The organism is Acidovorax sp. LjRoot194, assembly GCF_964253015.1.
Taxonomy (GTDB): domain Bacteria; phylum Pseudomonadota; class Gammaproteobacteria; order Burkholderiales; family Burkholderiaceae_C; genus Acidovorax.
In genome coordinates this window covers 3,789,463-3,811,641 of the sequence record NZ_CAXUQB020000001.1, presented here as the reverse complement: position 1 = coordinate 3,811,641, position 22,179 = coordinate 3,789,463, and the positions used below count along the sequence as shown (strand labels likewise).

The window sequence follows — 22,179 nt, the reverse complement described above, 5'->3', positions numbered from 1 at the left end:
GACTGCATGCCTAGCGAATCCACTGTCGCTTGGGGCGCGGTGTGACGGTGACATCCACGCCTTTGTGTACCGCAGGCTTGCCAGTTGCGGGGTCGACCTCCACCATGTCTTCCAGGGCAATTTTCTGGACTTCCGAATCGGTATCGTTTTCCAGATCCGCGAGGACGTTGCCGATTTCCTTCTCGGCCTTGTCGACTTTGGACGTGTTGCTGTCAGCCATGGTGGTGCTCTCTCGCGTGATGTGGACCTGTTGACATTGTCGGCAGGCTCACTGCACGGCGATGTCAGCCAAGGCCGATATTGCTCGGGCGCATGGCGGTCAGGCCTTCCCTGCACCACCGTCGGCTGAGAGGCCGCCTGCTGGCCCCATTAGGGTTATCCTGCGCCGTCTGCAGGGCTTCGACTTCTAGAATCTGCTGCACTGCAATACAAGGGGTGCAACCCCGAGGAGTCCGTCGTGCCCGATTCGCAAAGCGCCGCTGCCGCAAAGACCACCCAGCGCGTGATCAAGAAGTACCCCAACCGCCGCCTGTACGACACCACAACGTCCACCTACATTACCCTGGCCGAAGTGCGCCAGCTGGTCATGGACCGCGAGCTCGTGGTGGTGCGCGACGCCAAGACCGGTGATGACCTGACTCGCAGCATCCTGCTGCAGATCATTCTGGAGGAGGAAGCCGGCGGTGCGCCGATGTTCACCGAGACCGTGCTGGCCAACATCATCCGGTTCTACGGCCACGCGATGCAGGGCTTCATGGGTGCTTACCTTGAAAAGAACGTGCAGGCCTTCACCGATATCCAAGCCAAGCTGGCCGAGCAGTCGCAAAGCGTGACGCCCGAGATGTGGGCCCAGTTCATGAGCCTGCAGTCGCCCATGATGAAGGGCATGATGGGCAGCTATGTCGAGCAGTCGCAGTCCATGCTCACGCAGATGCAGGAGCAGATGCAAAAGCAGACGGAGCAGATGCTGGGGGCGTTTGGAATAAAACGATAAATAGAGAGAAGACCCCCTGAGCCGCTGCGCGGCTTCCTCCAAGGGGACGCCTCCGGTGGACCGGCAGAGGCGGATCCACGGTGGCACTGGTTTGCGGAGCGCCAGTTTTTTGAAGTCGGGGGCATCGTAAATACACCTGTGGAGCGGTTCCTCCACCGGTGCAACGCCGGAACTGGGACAATACGGGGATGAGCGAAGTACTCTCCCCCACGAAAACACCCAAAGTCGGCTTTGTATCCCTCGGATGCCCGAAGGCTTTGACCGACTCCGAACTTATCCTCACGCAACTGAGCGCTGAGGGTTACGAGACCTCCAAAACCTTCCACGGCGCCGATCTGGTCATCGTCAACACCTGCGGCTTCATCGACGATGCCGTCAAGGAGAGCCTGGACACCATCGGTGAGGCCCTGGCTGAAAACGGCAAGGTGATCGTCACCGGCTGCCTGGGCGCACGCGCGTCCGAGGGCGGCGGCAACCTGGTGCGCGAAATGCACCCCAGCGTGCTGGCCGTGACTGGCCCGCATGCCACGCAGGAGGTCATGGATGCGGTGCACCTGAACCTGCCCAAGCCGCACGACCCTTTCATCGACCTGGTGCCGGGCGGCTTCGGCATTGCGGGCATCAAGCTCACGCCCAAGCACTACGCGTACCTGAAGATCAGCGAGGGCTGCAACCACCGTTGCACGTTCTGCATCATCCCGTCGATGCGCGGCGACCTGGTCTCGCGGCCCATAGGCGATGTGCTGAGCGAGGCCAAGGCCCTGTTTGCGGGCGGCGTGAAGGAGCTTCTGGTGATCAGCCAGGACACCTCCGCCTATGGTGTGGATGTGAAGTACCGCACCGGCTTCTGGGATGGCAAGCCCGTCAAGACCCGCATGCTGGAGCTGGTGCAGACGCTGGGCGGGATCGCCGAGCCCTACGGCGCCTGGGTGCGGCTGCACTATGTGTACCCCTACCCGAGCGTGGACGAGGTGCTGCCGCTCATGGCCACCGGCAAGGTGCTGCCGTACCTGGACGTACCCCTGCAGCACAGCCATCCCGATGTCCTGAAGCGCATGAAGCGCCCGGCCAGCGGCGAGCGCAACCTGGAGCGCATCCAGCGCTGGCGCGAGGTGTGCCCCGAGCTCGTGATCCGCAGCACGTTCATTGCGGGCTTTCCGGGCGAGACCGAAGAAGAGTTCCAGCACCTGCTCGACTTCGTGCGCGAAGCGCAGATCGACCGCGCAGGCTGCTTTGCCTACAGCGACGTGAACGGTGCTGCCGCCAACGAGCTGCCCGGCATGCTGCCCATGGAAGTGCGCGAAGAGCGCCGCGCCCGCTTCATGGCGGTGGCCGAAGAAGTCTCCATCGCCAAGCTGCAGCGCCGCGTGGGTGCCACCATGCAGGTGCTGGTGGACCATGCCCCTGCGCTGGGCAAGAAGGGCGGCCGTGGCCGCAGCTATGCCGATGCGCCCGAGATCGACGGCGTGGTGCACCTGTTGCCGCCGGAGAAGATCAGCAAGCAGCTGAAGGTGGGCGAGTTCACCCGCGCGCGCATCGTGGGCACGCAGGGGCATGACCTGGTGGCCGTGCCGATCTGAGGACTTGCGGCTGGCGGCCAGGCTGATGGGACTGGCGGGCCCGTCATCTGGTCGTGCTGGAGGTACTGGTGGTAATGGCGGCGCCGTCCGTATTGCCCATTTCATTTGCTATTATTACGATAGCTGCTCGCGCTTGTCAGACAATCGGTAGCGGCCCAAAAGACCCAAAAACAAAAGGCTTCCCGAGGGAAGCCTTTTGTTTTGCCGGCACATCGGCCGGGCCGGAGACAGAAGCTGGCACACCGGCCAGCTCCTTTCTTCGCCTTACACGCGCTTGCGGTATTCGCCGGTGCGGGTGTCGATTTCGATCTTGTCGCCCTGGCTCACGAACAGGGGCACAGGCACTTCAAAGCCGGTGGCGATCTTGGCGGGCTTGAGCACCTTGCCGGACGTGTCGCCCTTGACGGCAGGTTCCGTCCAGGTGATTTCGCGCTCGACGCTGGTGGGCAGTTCGACCGAGATGGCCTTGCCGTCGTAGAACACCACTTCGAGGGCCATGCCGTCTTCCAGGTAGTTCAGTGCGTCGCCCATGTTTTCGGCTTCGACTTCGTACTGGTTGTATTCGGTGTCCATGCAGATGTACATGGGGTCTGCAAAGTACGAGTACGTGCAATCCTTCTTGTCCAGGATCACGTTGTCGATCTTGTCGTCGGCCTTGAACACGTTTTCCGTGCCGAAATTGCCGATCAGGCTTTTGAGCTTCATGCGCACGGTGGCTGCACCGCGGCCGCCACGGGCGTATTCGGTCTTCAGGACAACCATGGGGTCCTTGCCGTGCATGATCACGTTGCCGGCGCGGATTTCTTGAGCGATTTTCATAGCGAGTTGCTTGGGTTGGGGCCGCTCAACGCGCGGGCCGGTGGCTTTCTGCTTTCTCTCTGAAAGGCAGAAGGCGCGCCGTGCCAATGCATGTTCCGCGGCGGGAATGCGCAAGTGCTGTGCACCAATGTGCCGCACCTCTTTTGCGCAAAGCCTTGGATTTTACCGTTTTTCGGCGACAAAGCCCAAAAGTTGCGTGACGAGGTGGTCCTGCATCAACAGACGGGCGCGGGCGGCCTGTATGCAGGCAGTCCATTCGGCGAGCGTTGCGGTGTCGGGCATGGCCAAGGGCGTGTCGTCGATGGCGTTCCACGCCGCGTGGAAGGCCCGCAGCGAAGCGGGTGCCTGCAGCCAGTCGAGAAACGCCTGCAGCTTGTCGTGGTGGGCGTTGTCGTCCTGGGGGTAGATGTGCCAGACCAGCGCCTGCCCGGCCCACAGGGCGCGCACCAGCGAATCCTCGCCGCGCACCAGGTTCAGGTCGCAGGCCCAGAGCATGTCGTCGAAGGCGGTTTGTGGGCGGGCGGGGAGGTATGAAATTGATAGCTGCTCGCGCTTGTTAGACAAGCGCTGGGGGGCATTTTGATCCTCAATATCTGCCAGGGCTGCCTGCACGGCTGCCGCAGGGCGGCCCGGGGCTACCAGCAACTGCACGGGATGGGTCTGGCTTTGCCGCAGCAGCTGCCGCAGCATTTCGGGAAGGGCCGGGGGCTCGTAACAGAACAGCAAGATCCAGCTGGCGGCGTCCACCCCGTCTGCAGAGGCACGCCCTGGGGCGGCCGCGTGCGCCGCGCGCCAGGCCGTGCGGTCAAACGCATCGCGCCGGGCCATCAGGTCGTCTTCGCGCAGCAGTCCGCCCGTGGCGGGGGTGAAGCCGGGGTAGAAGAACCAGCGGGTCCACCCTGCCGCCGGGCCCGACATGATCAACGACGGCAGGCGGTGGTTGCGCTCCACATAGCCTTCCGCCGACAGGTATTCGAGGTTGATCCACACGGGTTTTTGGCCGCTGCCGCTTGCTGAGTGGGCGCTATAAGCTATGAATTCAGGAGCAATTTCGCATCCGAAGGCCTCCACCATCACATCTGGCGCACGATCGGTGGCTGCGGGCGCCGGGGCATTCCAGTCGCGCACCTCCACGCCGGGGCAGCCGCCGGGCGCCATCCATGCCAAGGCCGACGCATCGTCCACCCACAGGCGGACCTGCTGGCCGCGCGCCGCCAGCTGCGAGGCCAGCCGCCAGCACACGCCGATGTCGCCGAAGTTGTCGATGACGCGGCAAAACACGTCCCACTGCAGGGCGGGCAGGGCGGGATCGGTAGGCAGGGAGGGCAAAGTGGAAGGGTGCGATGAGGTCATCGGTGTGATGTCATCCCGAGCGCAGGTGGTCCACCAGCAGCCGTGCCACGCTGGAGAGTGATTCTTCCGACCGCACGCACAGCACCAGCTGGCGCTGTGCCCAGGGCTCGTCCAGCGTCACGACGCGGATCGGCTGCGTGCCCTTGTACAGGGCTGCGCTGCCGCGCGGCATCACCCCCACGCCCAGGCCGGCGGCCACCATGAGGCACAGGGCGTCGTAGCTGGTGACCTGCATGCGCAGCCGCAGCGGCAGGCCGGCTGCGGACGCGGCCCGGGTCAACTGGTTGTTGATGGCGCTGCCGGGGTGGGCGCCGACAAAGTCGTAGGGCAGGGCATCGGCCAGGCGGGCGGATTTGCGGCGTGCCAGCGCATGGCCCGTGGGCACCAGCAGCACCAGCTCGTCGGTGCGGTAGGGCAGTTGCACCACCCGGTCGCCGTACTGGCCCTGGTTGAGGATGCCCACGTCGGCCGCGTTCTCGGCCACCGACTGGGCTATTGACGTGCTGATCTGCTCCTGCAGCCGCACATCCACCTGCGGGTGCAGGGCCATGAAGCTCTGCAGCTGTGCGGGCAAGAACTGCGTGATGGCCGAGATGTTGGCCACCACGCGCACATGGCCGCGCACACCGGCGCCGTACTCGCGCATCTGGCTGGCGATGCCGTCCAGGTCGTTCAGCACGCCGCGCGCCAGGTTCAGCAGCGCGTAGGCAGCGGCGCTGGGCTCGGTGCCCTTGTTGCTACGGGTGAACAGCTCCACGCCCAGCATGCCCTCCAGGTCCGCCAGGCGCCGGCTCACGGCCGAGGCGGCCAGGTGCTCGCGCGCGGCGGCGGCTGCGATGGTGCTTTCTTCCATCACGGCAACGAAGAGGCGCAGGGAGACGGGGTCGAGCTTCATGGGGGGGCGGGTGGGGGCTGCGAACGCAGACCAGGGTGGCTGGCAGCGGAGTGGCCGATGGTACCGTGCCACCATGCCGGTTTGCGATGGCAGCTTCGTGCATCAGCGTTTTGCAGACGGGCGGGCTGTGCGCATCATTCGCGCCAACGTACAGAGAGCCACGCCCGGCGCTGGCCCATACACCCGCCGTTCGGACTGAGCTTGGCGAAGCCGTGCTCAGCGCCGCGCTTCGACAGGCTCAGCGTGAACGGTTTGGGGGTTTTGGGGCGCGTGGCGAGTCGTGCATTCACCCTTGAGGAGACACCTATTTCCATGGATTCACCCCTTTCTTCGTCCGCCCTGCACGGCGTGCGCGTGATCGAGATGGGTCAGCTCATCGCCGGCCCGTTCTGCGGCAAGACGCTGGGCGAGTTCGGTGCCGAGATCATCAAGATCGAAGCCCCCGCCGATCCCGACCGGCCCGACGTGCCCGGCGGCGACCCGCTGCGCAACTGGCGCCTCATCAAGGAGGGCACATCGGTGTGGTGGCAGGTGCAGTCGCGCAACAAGCGCTCGGTGGCGCTGGACCTGCGCCAGGTCGAGGGTCAGGATATCGCCCGCCGCCTGATCGCCGAGGCCGACGTGCTGATCGAGAACTTTCGCCCCGGCACGCTGGAGGGCTGGGGCATGTCACCGGATGAACTGCACGCGCTCAACCCGGGCCTCGTGATCCTGCGCATCTCGGGCTACGGCCAGACTGGGCCTTATCGCGACCTGCCAGGTTTTGGCGTGATTGGCGAGGCCATGGGCGGCCTGCGCCACCTGACGGCCGAACCGGGCCGCGTGCCGGTGCGCGTGGGCGTGTCCATCGGCGACACGCTGGCCGCGCTGCACGGCGCCATCGGCGTGCTCACGGCGCTGTACCACCGCAAGGTCAACGGCGGCCAGGGGCAGGTGATCGACGTGGCGCTGCACGAGGCCGTCTTCAACGTGATGGAAAGCCTGATTCCCGAGTACAGCGCGTTCGGCGCAGTGCGTGAGGCCGCGGGCAGCGCACTGCCCGGCATCGCGCCCAGCAACGCCTACCCCTGCACCGACGGCTGGGTGCTGGTGGCCGGCAATGGCGACAGCATCTTCAAGCGGCTGATGACCGCCATCGGCCGGCAGGACCTGGCTGACGCGCCCGACCTGGGCAGCAACGCCGGCCGCGTGGCCCGCGTGGCGGAGATCGATGCCGCCATCGGTGCGTGGACCGCCGCGCACTCGGTGCAGCAGGTGATGGAGACGCTGGGCGCCGCCCGCGTGCCGGCTGGCAAGGTCTACACCGCCAAGGACATTGCCGAAGACCCGCACTACCGCGCCCGCGACATGCTGTTGCAGCAGCCCACGCGCGACGGCTACAGCGTGCAGGTGCCGGGCATCGTGCCCAAGCTGTCGGGCACGCCGGGCAGCATCCGCAGCAGCGCGCCGCACCTGGGCGACGACACCGATGCGGTGCTGGCCGAGGCAGGTTTGACGGCAGAGCAGATTGCGCTGCTGCGCAGCAAAGGGGTGATCCAATGAATCTGACCGCACACGCCGCTTTTTCACGAGGCGATTTCCCCAACCCCGTTCGCCTTGAGCGTGCCGAAGGGCTTTTTCAATCACTGGCGGGGGCTTCAATAGGCTCAGCCCGAACGGTGGTGGTATGAGCGCCGGTCCCGAATCACTCCAACGCCCCGTCTGGCAAGGCCATGGCCGACGCATCCACATGCAGGAGGTCGGCACGCGCGACGGCCTGCAGATGGAGCAGGCCTTCGTGCCCACCGACGACAAGATCGCGCTCGTCAACGCGCTGTCGGCCACGGGCTTGGCCAAGATTGAGGTCACCTCGTTCACGTCGCCCACCGCCATCCCCGCGCTGCGCGATGCCGAAATCGTGATGCGCGAGATCGAGCGGCGCCCGGGCGTGGTCTACACCGCGTTAGTGCCCAACCTGCGCGGTGCCGAGCGCGCCATCGAGGCCCGCACGGACGAGCTGAACCTGGTGATGTCCGTGAGCGCCACGCACAACATCGCCAACCTGCGCATGACGCAGGAGCAGTCGTTCGCCGCGTTGGCCCAGGTGGTGGCCGTGGCCCAGGCCGCGGGCGTGGCGGTCAACGTGTCGCTGTCCTGCGTGTTCGGCTGCCCCATGGAGGGCGACGTGCCCGAGGCCGCTGTGCTCGGCTGGGTGCAGCGGTTCGTGGACCTGGGTGTGGGCGGCATCACGCTGTGCGACACCACGGGCATGGCCTTTCCCACCCAGGTGGCGCAGGTCACGGCGGCGGCGCGTGCGCGCTGGCCGGGCGTGGACTTCACGCTGCACTTTCACAACACGCGCGGCATGGGGCTGGCCAATGTGCTGGCCGCCATCGATGCGGGGGCGGACCGCTTCGACGCATCGCTGGGCGGGCTGGGCGGCTGCCCCTATGCGCCGGGCGCCAGCGGCAATGTGTGCAGCGAAGAGATCGTGCATGCGCTCGGCCTCATGGGCTACGACACCGGCGTGGACCTGGCCGCGCTGGTGGCGGCGGCGGAACGCCTGCCAGAGTTGATCGGGCACGACATCCCGAGCCAGATCGTGAAGGCCGGCCCCCGGCTGCACCTGCACCCCGTGCCTGCAGATTTCGATGCCATCCGCGACCGGGCGCTGCAGCGCGAGCGTGGCGGAGCGTGACCTGATTTGATCTGACCGCGGCAAAAACCACAACACAACGACAGGAGACAACCATGCCCCAAACCAACACCTTCCACCGCCGACACGCCGCCCTGCTGCTGGGCGCGCTCGTGGGCGCCATGGCGTGCGGCGCGCCGCTCGGCGCGCACGCACAAGACAAGTTCCCATCCAAACCCATCACGCTGGTCGTGCCCCAGGCCGCGGGCGGTGCCAACGACGCCATCGCCCGCGTGCTGGCCCAGCGCCTGTCCGAGCAGATGGGCCAGAGCGTGGTGGTGGACAACCGCCCCGGCGCGGGCGGCACGCTGGCCACCGCGGGCCTGGCGCGTGCCAAGCACGACGGCTACACCCTGCTGGTGACGGCCGACAGCGCCCACGTCATCGGCCCGGCGCTGTACAAGAACGCGGGCTTCGATGCGGTCAAGGACTTCGAGCCCGTGGCGCCCATCGCCACCGCCGGCTACGTGCTGGTGGCACACCCATCCTTCCCGGCCAAGAACGTGGCCGAGCTGATCACGCTGGCCAAGGCCAGCCCCGGCAAGTATTCGATCGCGTCGGCGGGCAACGGCACGCTGAACCACCTGATCGGCGAAATGCTGCAAAAGGCCGCGGGCATCCAGCTGCAGCACATTCCCTACAAGGGCTCGGCCGCGGCAGCGACCGATGTGGTGGGCGGGCAGGTGCCGCTGTCGGTGCAAAGCCTGCCCTCAGCCATTGCGTTCATCAAGGCCGGCAAGCTCAAGGTGCTGGGCGTGGTCAATGAAAAGCGCGTGGCGGCCTTGCCCGACTCGCCCACCATTGGCGAGACCCTGAAGGGCTTCGGCCAGGCACCGTGGTACGCGATGTTCGCCCCCGCTGGCACGCCTGCGCCGGTGGTGGCGCAGCTGCAGGCCGAAGTGGCCAAGGCGCTGGACCACAAGGACGTGGTCGACAAGTTGGCTGCGGTGGGCTGCGAGCCCTTCAAGGGCACGCCAGCCCAACTGGGCGCGCTGGTGCGCGACGACCTGGTCCGCTGGCAACGCGTGGTGAAGGAAACCGGCGCCACGGTGGATTGAAGCCCCGCAGGCCGGCCAGCACGCGCGCCTGTTGCGTCGGCATCTTTGAACTCGAACCCACCGTTCGGGTTGAGCTTGTCGAAGCCCTGCGCGGCGCTTCGACAAGCTCGGCGTGAACGGTTCCAGTGGATGGGCGCCGACTTAATTTAATAGTGGGCCCTTCTTCAGCGACACCATTTTTTGACAGTCACAACAACGGAGACAAAACCTTTATGACCACCTTCTCTCGCAGGCCTTTCACGGCATTGGCCGCTCTGGGCGCTACCACCCTGGCCATCTTGGCGCTCGGTACATCTTCTTCTGCCTGGGCCCAGGGTGCCTACCCCAGCAAGCCTGTGACCATGGTGGTGCCCACCGCAGCCGGTGGCACCACCGACCTGTCGGCCCGCATGCTGGCCCAGGCGCTCACGCCCGTGCTGGGGCAGTCCGTGGTGGTGGACAACAAGGGCGGCGGCAACGGCAGCATTGCGGCTGCCGCCGTCAAGCGCGCCGAGGCCGATGGCTACACGCTGCTGATGCAGTACTCGGGCTACCACGTGATCTCGCCCCACCTGACGAAACAAAAGCAGTGGGAGCAGGGTGACTTTCAGCCGGTGGCCAATGTGATCTCGGCCCCGCAGATCATCGTGGTGCGCAACGACCTGCCGGTGAAGACGCTGGCCGAACTGATCGCCTACGCCAAGGCCAACCCCGGCAAGCTCAACTACGCGTCGTCGGGCAATGGCTCGCTGCAGCACGTGACCGGCGCCATGCTGGAGCAGCAGGGCGGCATCAAGATGGTCCATGTGCCCTACAAGGGCACCGGCCCTGCGCTGCAGGACCTGCTGGGCGGTCAGGTGGACCTGACCTTTGGCACCGCGCCGCCCTTCATGCCCCACATCGCCAGCGGCAAGCTGCGCGTGCTGGCCGTCACCGGCAAGGAACGCCTGCCCAGCCTGCCCGATGTGCCCACCACCGCCGAGGCCGGCTACCCCAAGGTGGACGCGACTTCGTGGTTTGCGGTGTTCGTGCCTGCTGCCGTGCCCAAGCCCGTGGTCGACAAGCTCACCGCCGACATCCGCACCGTGGTGCAGAGCGCCGCGTTCAAGCAAAAGGCGCAGGAGCAGGGCGCCACGGCGGACTACCAGAGCCCGCAGCAGCTGGGCGAGAAGGTCAAGGCCGACCTGACGGGCTGGGCCAGCGTGGTCAAGACGTCGAAGATCGAGGCCGAGTGAGCGCGGATGTGGCGTAAAACTGCCGCTACCGCTTTTCTGGTAAGCGCTGATAGCTATATTTTTAATAGCATGCGGAGCGACGTACGCAGGCATCGCTAGCGCAGCGGAAACCCCGCCCCGTGCAGCGCCTCGACCAGTCGGTGGCGGCCCTTGAGCGCATGGGCATCGCGCAGGCGCTCCAGCACCACATCGCTCCAGTCCGCCGGCGGCAGGCCTTCGCGGGTTTGGAAGCTGCGCAGTTGCGCGTCGTAGTCGCCGATCTCTTCAATCAGATTGCCGGGTGCGGTGTAGCGCTCGCGGTGCAGCACGGCGGCCTGCGGCAGGCGGGGCTTGATCGCGGCGGGCCGGGCAGGGTCCGGGTGGCCCACCATCAGGCCGAACACCGGGAACACGCCTTCGGGCGTGCCCACCACCTCGGCCACTGCCTCGGGCTGGTTGCGCAGCGCGCCGATGTACACGGTGCCCAGGCCCAGCGCTTCGGCGGCCACCACGGCGTTCTGCGCAGCCAGGGCGGCGTCGATCACGGCCATGAGGTAGGTGTCCAGGTACGGCAGGCCGTCGGCCTGGGCGCCCTTGTACTGCGCGATGCGGGCAATGCGCGACAGGTCGGCCAGCCACACCAATAGCAGCGGCGCCGTGCGGATGTGCGCCTGGTGGCCTGCGAGGTCGGCCAGCCTGTCGCGGCTGGCTTGGGATTGCACCGCCACCACGCTCCAGGTCTGCAGGTTGGATGAACTGGCGGCCGACTGCGCTGCGGCCACCAGCGTGGTGATGGTGTGTTCGGGCAACGCGTCGGGCAGGAAGTGGCGCACCGACCGGTGCGACAGCAGGTGCTCCAGCACGGGGCTGTCGGGCACGTTTAGGGCGTTGGCGTGGGCGCCGTAGCGGGCCTGCAGGAGTGGGGCGGCAAGGGACATGGGCGTTTTCGGATGTGGGGTGGGGCGGGTGGTCGTACGGGGGAGGTACGGCCCTGGCCCACTGTAGCCAGCGTGACTGCGTTCGTTTGCGCGCTTACCGCATATCGGCATGCCCTGGCCTCATATGCTGCGCCCATTGCACGGGCATGCATCGACCGGATCAAGTCGGGAGCGGGTGGACCGGGGTAGTGCAAGGGCCGCCGCAGAGCCGCCACAATACGGCCCATGTCTGATGTGCATTCCGAAGAACTGTTGGCGCAGGTGGCTGCGCTGCCCGCGCTGCCCGGTGTCTACCGCTATTTCGACGCCCAGGGCGCGCTGCTGTATGTGGGCAAGGCGCGGCACCTCAAGCGCCGCGTGTCGAGCTACTTCACCAAGAACCATGGCGGCACGCGCATCGGCCACATGGTCAGCAAGATCACGCGCATGGAGACCACGGTGGTGCGCTCCGAGGCCGAGGCGCTGCTGCTCGAAAACAACCTCATCAAGACGTTGAACCCCAAGTTCAACATCCTGTTCAGGGACGACAAGAGCTATCCGTATCTCAAGATCACCGGCGTGGCCGGCGGTGCTGCGCGCGGCGAGGCGCCGGGGCAGGTGTTTCCACGCATGGCGTACTACCGCGGCTCGGTCGACAAGAAGCACCGCTACTTCGGGCCATACCCCAGCGCCTGGGCGGTGAAGGAAACCATCCAGCTGCTGCAGAAAGTCTTCAGGCTGCGCACCTGCGAGGACACGGTGTTTGCCAACCGCACGCGGCCCTGCCTGCTGTACCAGATCAAGCGCTGCACGGGCCCCTGCGTAGACCTGATCTCGCCCGAGGCCTATGCCGCCGATGTGCAGCATGCCGAGGCACTGCTGCGCGGCGAGACGCAGGAGGTGCTGCAGGCCATGGAGACTCGCATGATGGCGCACTCCGGCAAGCTCGAGTTCGAGCAGGCCGCCGAGGTGCGCAACCAGATCCAGGCCCTGTCGCGCGTGCTGCACCAGCAGTCCATCGAGATCGCGGACGACAAGGACGTGGACATCCTGGCGGTGCGGGTGCAAGGCGGCCGCGCCTGCGTCAACCTGGCCATGGTGCGCGGCGGGCGCCACCTGGGCGACCGGCCGTACTTTCCGGTGCATGTGGAAGACGCGGCGGCCATCTTTGCGGAGGAGGCGGACGACGACAACCCTGACCACGCCGTGGCAGCCCCCGCGCGGCCTGTGGAGGTGCAGGTGCTGGAAGCCTTCATCGCCCAGCACTACATCGGTGTGCCGGTGCCGCCGCTGCTGGTGACGAGCGAGCCCGTGGACAAGGCGTTGATGGAAGCGCTCACCGTGCAGTCGGGCCTGCGCGTGACGGCGGTGCACCAGCCGCGCGAGCAGCGCCGGGCCTGGCTGGACATGGCGCAAAAGAACGCCAGCCTGCAGCTGGCCCGCCTTCTGGCCGAAGAGGGCTCGCAGCAGGCCCGCACCCGCGCGCTGGTCGAGGCGCTGGACCTGCCGCCCGAGGACCTGGACCAGCTCACCATCGAATGCTTCGACATCTCGCACACGGCGGGCGAATCTACGCAGGCATCGTGCGTGGTGTTCCACCACCACAAGATGCAAAGCAGCGAGTACCGCCGCTACAAGATCGAAGGCATCACCGGCGGCGACGACTACGCCGCCATGCGCCAGGTGCTCACGCGCCGCTACAGCAAGGTGGTGGAGGCCGCACGCGAAGCCGGGGGCATCGACTTTGCGGCCGCCCCGCCGCCCGACACTGAGTCCGCCGAAGGTGCCGTCAAGCCCAAGGGCGTGGCGCGCCTGCCCGACCTGGTGCTGATCGACGGCGGCAAGGGCCAGGTGGGCGTGGCGCGGGAGGTCTTCACGGCCCTGGGGCTCGACCTCGCGCGCATCGTCGGCGTCGAGAAAGGCGAGGGCCGCAAGGTCGGCCTGGAAGAACTGGTGTTTGCCGACGGCCGCGAGAAGGTCTACCTGGGCAAGGACTCAGCGGCCCTCATGCTGGTGGCGCAGATTCGCGATGAGGCCCACCGGTTTGCCATCACCGGCATGCGCGCCGCGCGCGCCAAGGTGCGGGTGGGCGGCGGGCAGCTGGAGGAGATTGCCGGCGTGGGCCCCAAGAAGCGTGCACGGCTGCTGCAGCGCTTTGGCGGTGTGCGCGGCGTGGCCTCGGCCAGCGTCGAAGACCTGGTCACGGTGGACGGCATTTCGCGCGAGCTCGCGGAAGAGATCTACCGGGCGCTGCGCTGAGCCGGAGCGTTGCTGCACGATCACATTCGCCGCAAAGGCGGTGCGTGCATGCAATGCGGCGCGTGGGGCCACCCCGGGCCGTGACACAATCGCCGCCATGTTCTGGACGATCCCCACGCTGATGACCTGGACGCGCATTGTCGCGATACCTTTGATCGTGGGGGTGTTCTATGCGCCGCTGGATCCTGCCACCCGCAACCTCATCGCCACGGTGATGTTCGTGGTGTTCGCGGCCACCGACTGGCTCGACGGCTACCTGGCACGCAAGCTCAACCAGACCTCGTCCTTCGGCGCCTTCCTGGACCCGGTGGCCGACAAGTTCCTGGTGTGCGCATCGCTGCTGGTGCTGGTGCACCTGCAGCGCGCCGATGTGTTCGTGGCCTTGATCATCATCGGCCGCGAGATCGCCATCTCGGCCCTGCGCGAGTGGATGGCGCAGATCGGCGCGAGCAAGAGCGTGGCGGTGCACATGATCGGCAAGGTCAAGACCACCGTGCAGATGGTGGCCATCCCCTTCCTGCTGTACGACGCCCGGCTGTTCGGCGTGATCGACACCGGGGTGTGGGGCACCTGGCTGATCTGGGCCTCTGCCGTGCTCACGGTGTGGTCGATGGTGTATTACCTGCAAAAGGCACTGCCCGAGATCCGGGCCCGCGTGAAGTAGCTCTGTCGGGCCTGCCTGTGCCTGCTGGGCCGGGTGCTGCTGTTTTGAGTTCAGTCATGCAGCGGTTTTTGGGGCTGCTGCCATGCTGTTCGAAAAGGCATGTTGGCGGATGGTGCCGGTGATCGATGCGGCGGCATGGTCTGCTGCGCACTGCCGTGGTGCGAACGTCTGCCCTGGATGGTGCTGCGGCGCCCGATACGCGCTCCACGTGCACCACAAACGCCTTTCTACGCTGGATTTCAAGCCCTTTTGCGCCCGCGTGCCTTGCCGCAAGAGGGGTGTCAATACGGAATGCTGCCCATACGGCATGTATGAGACAAAACGGTCCGCACGCCCAGTCGCAGCACGAAATACGACTAGAATTCATCGCTACGCTGCCGCAAAACAGCGTGTTGTATTGACACCCGGAAACTCGATGGCTTTAATCTGATGCAGCAGCCACTGCTGTGTATGCCAGTCATTCCCCCGTCTGCTTTCAACCAGTCTCCTTCAGGCTGCGCTTTGGGACGTGTGAAGACCAGATATCCGCGAGACATTCCATCAACTCTTTCCCGAGAGGCTTCTTGTGAACAAAACCGAACTGATTGAGCACATCGCTACCAACGCCGACATCTCCAAGGCCGCTGCCGCGCGTGCCCTGGAATCCACGATCGAGGCCGTCAAGAAGACCCTGAAGAAGGGCGGCACTGTTTCGCTCGTCGGTTTCGGCACTTTCGCAGTTGGCAAGCGGGCCGCTCGTACCGGTCGCAATCCCCGTACGGGCGATACGATTAAAATCAAAGCTGCTAAAGTTCCAAAGTTCCGTCCTGGCAAGGCATTGAAAGATGCCTTGAACTGAGGATCAGTTTAGGCGGGGTCCTTAGCTCAGTTGGTAGAGCGGCTCCTTTACACGGAGTAGGTCGGCGGTTCGAGACCGTCAGGACCCACCACCCACCGAACAAAGGCGAACGCAAGTTCGCCTTTTGTTTTTTGTCTTCTGAAAGATCGACCATGTTTGAATCCATCCGCAAGCACTCCAAGATCGTCATGATCTTATTGTTCTTGCTGATCATTCCATCGTTTGTGCTGGTAGGTATCGACAGCAACTACTTCTCTGAAAAGAGCCCGGTGGTTGCCCGCGTCGATGGCCACAAGATCAACCAAACCGATTGGGACAATGCTCATCGCATGGAAACCGACCGCATCCGCGCTCAGTCTCCCACGGTCGATCCCAAGCTGCTGGACTCGCCGCAGTCCCGCTATTCCACGCTGGAGCGCCTGGTGCGCGACCGCGTGCTGGCTGCAGCAGCCAAAGACATGCACCTTGTGACCAGCGATGCACGTCTGGCCCGCAGCCTGCAGGAGATCCCTGCCATCGCCGGCCTCAAGCGCGCTGACGGCACGCTCGACGCCGAGGCCTACCGCGCGCTGGTCGGAAGCCAGGGCCTCACGCCCGAAGGTTTCGAAGCCAACGTGCGCCGCGACCTGTCGGTCAACCAGGTCATGGGCGGCGTGATGGGTTCGGCCTTTGGTACCGATGCTCAGATCAAGCTGGCGCTGGACCCGTTGTACGAGCGGCGCGAAGTGCAGATCCTGCGCTTCAAGGCTACGGACCTCGCATCCAAGGCAGAGCCTGCAGACGCGGACCTGGAGGCCTACTACAAGGCCCACACCGCGCAGTTCCAGCAAACCGAGCAGGCCGCTGTCGAATATGTGGTGCTCGACCTGGACAGCGTGCGTGCCGGCATCTCGCTGAGCGAAGACGACCTGCGCACGTACTACAAGGAAAATCTCACGCGCCTGTCGGGCAAGGAAGAGCGCCGCGCCAGCCACATCCTCATCAACGCATCCAAGGATGCCCCGGCAGCCGACCGCGAAAAAGCCAAGGCCCGCGCAGAAGAACTGCTGGCCCAGGTGCGCAAGACGCCGTCGAGCTTTGCCGAAGTGGCCAAGAAATCGTCCGACGACAAGGGTTCTGCCGTCGCTGGCGGCGATCTGAACTTCTTCGGCCGCAATGCGATGGTCAAGCCGTTCGAAGACGCAGCGTTTGCGCTCAAGAAGGGCGAGATCAGCGATGTGGTCGAGTCGGACTTCGGCTACCACATCATCCAGCTGACCGACATCAAAACGCCTCGCCAGCCCACCTTCGAAGAACTGCGTCCTTCGATGGAGGCCGAGCTCAAGCAGCAGCAGGCGCAAGCCAAGTTCGCGGAAGTCGCGGAGTCGTTTGCCAACGGTGTGTATGAACAGGCCGACAGCCTGCAGCCCGTGGCCGACAAGCTCAAGCTCAAGGTGCAGACCGCCACCGGCGTGACACGCACGCCCACGCCTGGCGCCAAGGGCCCGCTGGCCAACAGCAAGTTCCTGGAAGCCCTGTTCTCCAACGACTCGGTGCAGAACAAGCGCAACACTGAGGCGGTCGAAGTCGGCACGAGCCAGATGGCCGCAGGCCGCATCACCAATTACACCCCTGCCCGCACCTTGCCGCTCGACGAAGTGCGCGCACGCGTGAAGTCGCTGTTCATCGCGCAGCGCGCTGCCGAGCAAGCCCGCAAGGAAGGCGAGGCCAAGCTGGCCGCCTGGAAGGCCAACCCCGCAGCTGCCACCGGCCTGCCTGCGGCCGTGGAGATCTCGCGCGAGCAGCCCCAGGGTCAGTCGCGCCAGGTGATCGACGCCGCCCTGCGCGCGCCGTCGGACAGCCTGCCAGGCTGGGCCGGTGTCGACTTGGGCACCGAAGGCTATGTGGTGGTCAAGGTGAACCGTGTGGTGCCACGCCAGGCACCGGACGCGCAGCGCGCCCAGCAAGAGCGCCAGCAGTATGTGCAGTGGTGGACCACGGCCGAAGGCCTTGCGTACTACGAACTGCTCAAGCAGCGCTTCAAGGTCCAGATCAAGGCACCGCGTCCGGAAACCACGGCGCAGGCAACTGCAGAAAATTGAATAGTTGGGCCCGAGACGTGAAAATCTCGGGCTATAATACGAAGCTTCGGTGGCTGTAGCTCAGTTGGTAGAGTCCAGGATTGTGATTCCTGTTGTCGTGGGTTCGAGCCCCATCAGCCACCCCAAATCAGCAAAGCCGCTGCAACTTTCAAGGTTGCAGCGGCTTTTGTCTTTTATTCCCACCGTGGGAATATGGCCTTGATCTTTTCACGAAGTTCGCGCTGATCGTTTCGGCCCGCGCAGGCGTCAGCAAATCCAGTCAAGGATGGCGTGTTTTGCAAACACCCACGTCCTAGCCACAGCGCGAGTGCCAATGCCCCTGGGCTTCGAGTCGAAAAACTTCAGCAGCCACACAGACCTGTACAGCGCCGCACTTGAGCGCTGCTTGCGGCGGCAAGCCGCAATCACGCCCATTGGCGAGGCGACGAAGAAGGGATGAGGGGCCAATGATTGGCCTGCCCGGAGGGACTCGAACCCCCGACCTATTGCTTAGAAGGCAATTGCTCTATCCGGTTGAGCTACGGGCAGATGGATGGATGTCGGCCGCGGGGGCCGAAGCGCTGGGCACGGTACGGGCAATGAATTGAAACCGTCATTGCCGCACGCCGCTGCGCGAACCCTGGATCATACCTGCGGCGGCTGGGCTTGTTGTCGTCATCGGGCGGCATTTGCGGGGTTGTCATGGCAAGGGGATGGCGGATGCGGGTATAACGGAGTGGCGCTCGCACCGTGCGCCTGTTGTCTCTGTTTGCTTCCCACTTCAACTCAGCCCATGCCACACAGCGTCAATCTCATCAGCACCATTGCCGCTGCGCTTGGACTGGCGCTGGCGTTGGGATTCGTGGCGGCGCGGCTCAAGCTGCCTGCGCTGGTGGGTTACTTGCTGGCTGGGGTGGTGATCGGCCCGTATACACCCGGTTTTGTGGCCGACATGGCCATGGCCAGCCAGTTGGCCGAAATCGGCGTGATGCTGCTGATGTTCGGCGTGGGCCTGCATTTCTCTTTCGGCGACCTGCTGGCGGTGCGCCGTATCGCGGTGCCCGGGGCGGTGGTGCAGATGATGGTGGCCACCGCGCTCGGCATGGCGCTGGCCGTGTGGTGGGGCTGGAGCTGGGGCGGTGCGCTGGTGTTTGGCCTGGCGCTGTCGGTGGCCAGCACGGTGGTGCTGCTGCGCGCGCTGGAGACGCTGGGAATTCTCGACAGCCATACCGGGCGCATCGCGGTGGGCTGGCTGGTGGTCGAAGACCTGGCCATGGTGTTGGTGCTGGTGCTCCTGCCGCCGTTGGCTGGCTCTTTGGGGGGCCACGGTGCCCAGGGCCAGGCTGTGGACGGCGCAGCGCTGTGGAAGACGCTGGGATGGACCTTGCTGCAGGTTGGCGGCTTTGTGGCGCTGATGCTGCTGGTGGGGCGGCGGCTGTTCCCGTGGGTGTTGTGGCAGGTGGCGCGCACAGGGTCGCGCGAGCTGTTCACGCTGTGCGTGGTGGCGGCTGCGGTCAGCATTGCGTTCGGGTCTGCTGCGCTGTTCGGCGTCTCGTTTGCGCTGGGTGCTTTCTTTGCGGGCATGGTGATGCGCGAGTCGGAGTTCAGCCACCGCGCCGCGGAGGAGTCATTGCCGCTGCGCGACGCTTTCGCCGTGCTGTTCTTCGTCTCCGTGGGTATGCTGTTCAACCCATCTGTCCTGTGGGACAGGCCCGTGCAGGTGCTTGCCGTGGTGGCCATCATCATGCTGGGCAAGACGCTGGCGGCCGCGGCCCTGGTGCTGGCGTTCCGCTACCCGCTCAATACTGCGCTGACGGTGTCTGCCAGCCTGGCGCAGATCGGCGAGTTCTCTTTCATCCTGGTGGCGCTGGGTTCGTCGCTGGGGCTCTTGCCGGTGGAGGGTGCCAGCCTGGTGCTGGCCGGTGCGTTGATATCGATGGCCCTGAACCCGATGCTCTTTCGCGCCATTGCCCCGCTGCAGGACTGGTTGCGTGCCCGCTCCGCGCTGGCGCGGCGGCTGGAGCAGCGGGACGACCCGCTGGCCGAGTTGCCCATGACCACCGATTCGCGCTACCTCGCGCGGCAGGTCGTGTTGGTCGGCTACGGCCGGGTAGGGCGCCGCGTGGCCGCCGCCCTGGCGGCCAACGACATTCCGTTCGTGGTGGCCGAGCAGAACCGCGAACTGGTGGAGTCGCTCCGCGAGTCCGGCGTGGCGGCTGTGTTTGGCGATGCGGTGGACCCGGCTGTGCTGATCCAGGCGCACATCGCCCGCGCGGCAATGCTGGTGATTGCTACACCCGACACCTTGAACGTGAGGCAGATCATCGGCACCGCACGCATGCTGAACCCGCACATCGAAACCGTCGTGCGCAGCCACAGCAGCGACGAGGCACGCAGGCTCACGCAGGAGTGCGACAGCGCGGTGTTTCTGGCGGACGAGGCGCTGGCCCAGGCCATGTCGCGCTACGTTGTGGAGCGCACCGAGACGCGCCGTGCCCGAGCGACAGCGCCTGCCGCGCTGCACAGTCGCATTTGATTGAAATTGCCGAAATACCGTGCTACCGCTGGATGGGCGGTATTTCGTTGCTATTGAATTAATAGTAATTCGGTTTGCGCTTCCTCAGCGGGCCTGCTGAGCACTGGCGCGCACACTGTTTCCCGTCTGAACCCACAACAGCTTGTGCTGCCTGTCCATCATGGACCTGAAGCACTTGCCCAGGGCAGGCTGAGGCGCTGGAAGGGCGCTCCAGCAGGGTGTCATGTGAAGCGGTGCAGGCAGCGCGCAAAGCTCGCTGGCGGACTGCCGCACAGATCGGCAGATGCTTCGGCATAGCAATCTTGCGCCAAGCCTGCTGAATTCACAGCGCGCATCTGCAGCGCGGTCCGCTCCTCAGTCCGTCTCTTCAAACACCAGCGACGGATTGCTCATGATGCGCGCCGTCTGTCCCAACTCGTCGATCAGGCGATTCGCAAAATAGCTGTTTTGCGTGTCGGGCTCCAGCGCTGCCACTGCCAGATTGGCGCGCGGCTGGTTCAGAGGAATGTAGTAGCTGCCGGCAGGCACGTCGATGGCGCTGCGCATGGGGGCTACCTGCACACGGACGATGCCGGTGCCTCCGGCGATGGTGCCGATCACGTCCTGACGGTCGCCAGACTCCCGCGAGGTTTCGCGGTAAGTATCAGCCAGTGCGGAGCCGGGCTCGGCCACGCGCATGACCTGCAGGCCCAGCAGCTTCAGGCGTTCGACGGCAGCTGTGGAGCTGGCCGACAGCCAGTAGCCGCACGGCCGGGCGCGGGTCTTGGTAGGGCGCAGCGTGAGGGACGAGTTCCACTCGACACGAATCGGCCGCGTGGCGCCGGTTTCGGGGTCGAGGAACTCCAGTTCGCGCTGGGTAGGTGTGGCGGCAGCCTCCACCACGACCTGGTCGCGGCAGGCCTGCGCGCTGATGTCGCGCGCCACGAAAGAGCGCACCTGCTCCAAGTTGTTGGCGCGCTCGGCCGTGCTGCGCAGCGCGCTCGTGATGGCGGTGACTTGCGAATGAACCCTGCGCTGGATGTGCATGCGGCCGATGCCCACGCCGCGCGTTTCGATCAGAAGGCTCACCGTGTTCTTCAGGCCATTCACATTGCGGCCCGTGTCAGGCTGCGTGCCGCCCATCGAGATGCTCTTGTCGTCGGGGTTGTTGGAGGTGGTGTAGTACCAGTCGCTCGCCAATCCCTGGGCCTTCAGGGCCGCGACCATGGGCTGGTGGTACCACTCCTGCGAGGCTTTGGTCAAAAACTCTGGATAGTTGGCCGTGGTGGTGTACTGCAGCAGCGCGTCGTAGCGCTGGATGGCGTTGAACTTCTGCAGGTAACGGCCTGCCACGGTGTATTCGTGCGCGTCCACCACCAGGATGGGGCGGTACTCATTCACCACCCGCGCCAGGGCGCGTGCCTCGGGGGTGTTCAGCAGCAGGTGGTCGCGGTTCATGTCGACGCCATTGGCGGTGACGCGCGTGCCAGCCGCGGCTCCGTCGGGGTTGGCGCGGGGGATGATCACCACGTTGATGCGGTCGAGCAGGGGCTCGAGCAGCCCCTGGGTCAGTTCACGGCTGATGACGAGCAACGCTTCGGTCCCTGCCGGTTCGTCGCCGTGCTGCTGGCCGATCAGAACGACCGTGGGGCGACCGCTGTTGTCCAGCTGCATGGGGTCGGTGCCGGCTGCGCGGGTGGCCAGCAGGCCAAGGATGGGCTCGCCGCGCTGGGACATGCCCAGATTGAGCAGCCGGGTGCGGGTGGCGCCGCGCTGGGCCGGATCGTCCAGCGACTGGAGCCACTGGCCCAGTTCAGCGTTCGTGGTGAAAGACCGTCGGTCCGCACCAAGCCCCGGGGTGGCATACGCCACGGCGGGGTCCGGGAACCGTGCAGCCACGGCCGCGGAATAGGGCGGCGCCATCGGCCCTTCGTTCTGCACCACCAGCGGGGCGGATGGGGGCAGCGGGCTGGCGACAGCGCCTTCGCGCGGGGCCGGTGCTGGCAAGCGCGCAGGTGGCTGGCCCAGAGGAGCAGGTACCACCGTGCCCTTCTGGGCGCGGGTGGGCAGTGGTGCGGGTGCCGTGGTGCGCGCTGTGGGGCCGGACGACGGCCATGGCGGGAGCGGCGTGCTGGAGCAGGCGCTCAGCAGCACGGCTGCCAGCGCGGCAGAGACCTTCCAGGGAGTCTGCGGCAATAGCGCGGAGAAAGGCTGGGGCTCCGAGCCGCGCGACGTGCGCCGGAAGAAGGTATGCATGGTCATGGTGTTTTCTGCCAGTGAGGGGCCGCAGGGCGGCTTTGTTACGGCGATGTTACCTGCGCGCCTGCGGGAGCCGGTGTCAGCGTACATCCCGTTGCAAA

Annotated in this window: 17 protein-coding genes and 3 tRNA genes; 13 read left to right on the top strand and 7 right to left on the bottom strand. The window is 65.6% G+C overall.

Annotated elements, in window-relative coordinates; genetic code table 11:
• Nucleotides 1-10: 10 nt before the first annotated feature.
• On the bottom strand, nucleotides 11-220 hold the full coding sequence (locus ACSQ3N_RS17235) for a hypothetical protein (protein ID WP_056164932.1): 210 nt from the start codon (nucleotides 218-220) through the stop codon (nucleotides 11-13).
• Nucleotides 221-457: 237 nt separating this feature from the next.
• Here ACSQ3N_RS17235 and phaR point away from each other — a divergent pair, with 237 nt between their 5' ends.
• On the top strand, nucleotides 458-994 hold the full coding sequence (gene phaR, locus ACSQ3N_RS17230; RefSeq protein ID WP_056164933.1) for a polyhydroxyalkanoate synthesis repressor PhaR: 537 nt from the start codon (nucleotides 458-460) through the stop codon (nucleotides 992-994).
• A gap of 188 nt (nucleotides 995-1,182) precedes the next feature.
• Complete coding sequence (gene rimO / locus ACSQ3N_RS17225) at nucleotides 1,183-2,574, top strand: 30S ribosomal protein S12 methylthiotransferase RimO (protein WP_056164935.1); 1,392 nt, start codon at nucleotides 1,183-1,185, stop codon at nucleotides 2,572-2,574.
• Between the two features lie 264 nt (nucleotides 2,575-2,838).
• Here the strand turns inward: rimO and efp are convergent, their stop codons facing one another.
• From efp to ACSQ3N_RS17210, 3 genes are all read right to left on the bottom strand, one after another.
• Complete coding sequence (efp, locus tag ACSQ3N_RS17220) at nucleotides 2,839-3,393, bottom strand: elongation factor P (RefSeq protein ID WP_056164937.1); 555 nt, start codon at nucleotides 3,391-3,393, stop codon at nucleotides 2,839-2,841.
• 162 nt (nucleotides 3,394-3,555) lie between these two features.
• Entirely contained in the window at nucleotides 3,556-4,746 is a 1,191-nt protein-coding gene (earP, locus tag ACSQ3N_RS17215; RefSeq protein WP_436146927.1) for an elongation factor P maturation arginine rhamnosyltransferase EarP, read from the bottom strand.
• A gap of 10 nt (nucleotides 4,747-4,756) precedes the next feature.
• Entirely contained in the window at nucleotides 4,757-5,641 is an 885-nt protein-coding gene (locus ACSQ3N_RS17210; protein ID WP_436146926.1) for a LysR family transcriptional regulator, read from the bottom strand.
• Nucleotides 5,642-5,953: 312 nt separating this feature from the next.
• On the opposite strand from ACSQ3N_RS17210, the gene ACSQ3N_RS17205 reads away from it, so the two are divergent.
• The 4 genes from ACSQ3N_RS17205 (at nucleotide 5,954) to ACSQ3N_RS17190 (ending at nucleotide 10,587) form a co-directional block, all read left to right on the top strand.
• Nucleotides 5,954-7,183, top strand: a complete 1,230-nt coding sequence (locus tag ACSQ3N_RS17205; protein ID WP_436146925.1) for a CaiB/BaiF CoA transferase family protein — start codon at nucleotides 5,954-5,956, stop codon at nucleotides 7,181-7,183.
• Between the two features lie 124 nt (nucleotides 7,184-7,307).
• Nucleotides 7,308-8,318 carry a hydroxymethylglutaryl-CoA lyase gene (locus ACSQ3N_RS17200; RefSeq protein WP_436146924.1) on the top strand — a complete coding sequence of 337 codons (1,011 nt, stop codon included), beginning with the start codon at nucleotides 7,308-7,310 and terminating at the stop codon, nucleotides 8,316-8,318.
• A 53-nt stretch (nucleotides 8,319-8,371) separates the two neighbouring features.
• Nucleotides 8,372-9,373: a Bug family tripartite tricarboxylate transporter substrate binding protein gene (locus ACSQ3N_RS17195; protein ID WP_436146923.1), complete on the top strand. Its 1,002-nt coding sequence runs from the start codon at nucleotides 8,372-8,374 to the stop codon at nucleotides 9,371-9,373.
• 212 nt (nucleotides 9,374-9,585) lie between these two features.
• Nucleotides 9,586-10,587, top strand: a complete 1,002-nt coding sequence (locus ACSQ3N_RS17190; protein WP_436146922.1) for a Bug family tripartite tricarboxylate transporter substrate binding protein — start codon at nucleotides 9,586-9,588, stop codon at nucleotides 10,585-10,587.
• Nucleotides 10,588-10,682: 95 nt separating this feature from the next.
• On the opposite strand, the gene ACSQ3N_RS17185 is transcribed toward ACSQ3N_RS17190, so the two are convergent.
• Complete coding sequence (locus ACSQ3N_RS17185) at nucleotides 10,683-11,504, bottom strand: NADPH-dependent oxidoreductase (protein WP_436146921.1); 822 nt, start codon at nucleotides 11,502-11,504, stop codon at nucleotides 10,683-10,685.
• 225 nt (nucleotides 11,505-11,729) lie between these two features.
• Here ACSQ3N_RS17185 and uvrC point away from each other — a divergent pair, with 225 nt between their 5' ends.
• The 6 genes from uvrC to ACSQ3N_RS17155 all read left to right on the top strand — a co-directional run bounded on the left by uvrC (nucleotide 11,730) and on the right by ACSQ3N_RS17155 (nucleotide 17,450).
• On the top strand, nucleotides 11,730-13,742 hold the full coding sequence (gene uvrC / locus ACSQ3N_RS17180) for an excinuclease ABC subunit UvrC (RefSeq protein WP_056164952.1): 2,013 nt from the start codon (nucleotides 11,730-11,732) through the stop codon (nucleotides 13,740-13,742).
• A 97-nt stretch (nucleotides 13,743-13,839) separates the two neighbouring features.
• The gene (gene pgsA, locus ACSQ3N_RS17175) at nucleotides 13,840-14,406 is read left to right on the top strand and encodes a CDP-diacylglycerol--glycerol-3-phosphate 3-phosphatidyltransferase (RefSeq protein ID WP_010460895.1); all 567 of its coding nucleotides are present in this window, start codon (nucleotides 13,840-13,842) and stop codon (nucleotides 14,404-14,406) included.
• Nucleotides 14,407-14,971: 565 nt separating this feature from the next.
• Nucleotides 14,972-15,244, top strand: coding sequence for an HU family DNA-binding protein (locus ACSQ3N_RS17170; protein WP_056164954.1), 273 nt, complete (start codon nucleotides 14,972-14,974; stop codon nucleotides 15,242-15,244).
• 15 nt (nucleotides 15,245-15,259) lie between these two features.
• A tRNA-Val gene (locus ACSQ3N_RS17165) sits at nucleotides 15,260-15,335 on the top strand.
• A gap of 61 nt (nucleotides 15,336-15,396) precedes the next feature.
• Nucleotides 15,397-17,325 (top strand): SurA N-terminal domain-containing protein, encoded by a 1,929-nt coding sequence (locus tag ACSQ3N_RS17160; RefSeq protein WP_436146920.1) that lies wholly within the window; start codon nucleotides 15,397-15,399, stop codon nucleotides 17,323-17,325.
• A 49-nt stretch (nucleotides 17,326-17,374) separates the two neighbouring features.
• Nucleotides 17,375-17,450: transfer RNA gene (locus ACSQ3N_RS17155), tRNA-His, on the top strand.
• A 326-nt stretch (nucleotides 17,451-17,776) separates the two neighbouring features.
• Here ACSQ3N_RS17155 and ACSQ3N_RS17150 read toward each other — a convergent pair.
• Nucleotides 17,777-17,853 (bottom strand) — tRNA-Arg (locus tag ACSQ3N_RS17150).
• Nucleotides 17,854-18,097: 244 nt separating this feature from the next.
• On the opposite strand from ACSQ3N_RS17150, the gene ybaL reads away from it, so the two are divergent.
• Nucleotides 18,098-19,840, top strand: coding sequence for a YbaL family putative K(+) efflux transporter (gene ybaL, locus ACSQ3N_RS17145; RefSeq protein ID WP_056164957.1), 1,743 nt, complete (start codon nucleotides 18,098-18,100; stop codon nucleotides 19,838-19,840).
• 354 nt (nucleotides 19,841-20,194) lie between these two features.
• On the opposite strand, the gene ACSQ3N_RS17140 is transcribed toward ybaL, so the two are convergent.
• Nucleotides 20,195-22,081 (bottom strand): M14 family metallopeptidase, encoded by a 1,887-nt coding sequence (locus ACSQ3N_RS17140; protein ID WP_056164960.1) that lies wholly within the window; start codon nucleotides 22,079-22,081, stop codon nucleotides 20,195-20,197.
• Between the last annotated feature and the right edge of the window lie 98 nt (nucleotides 22,082-22,179).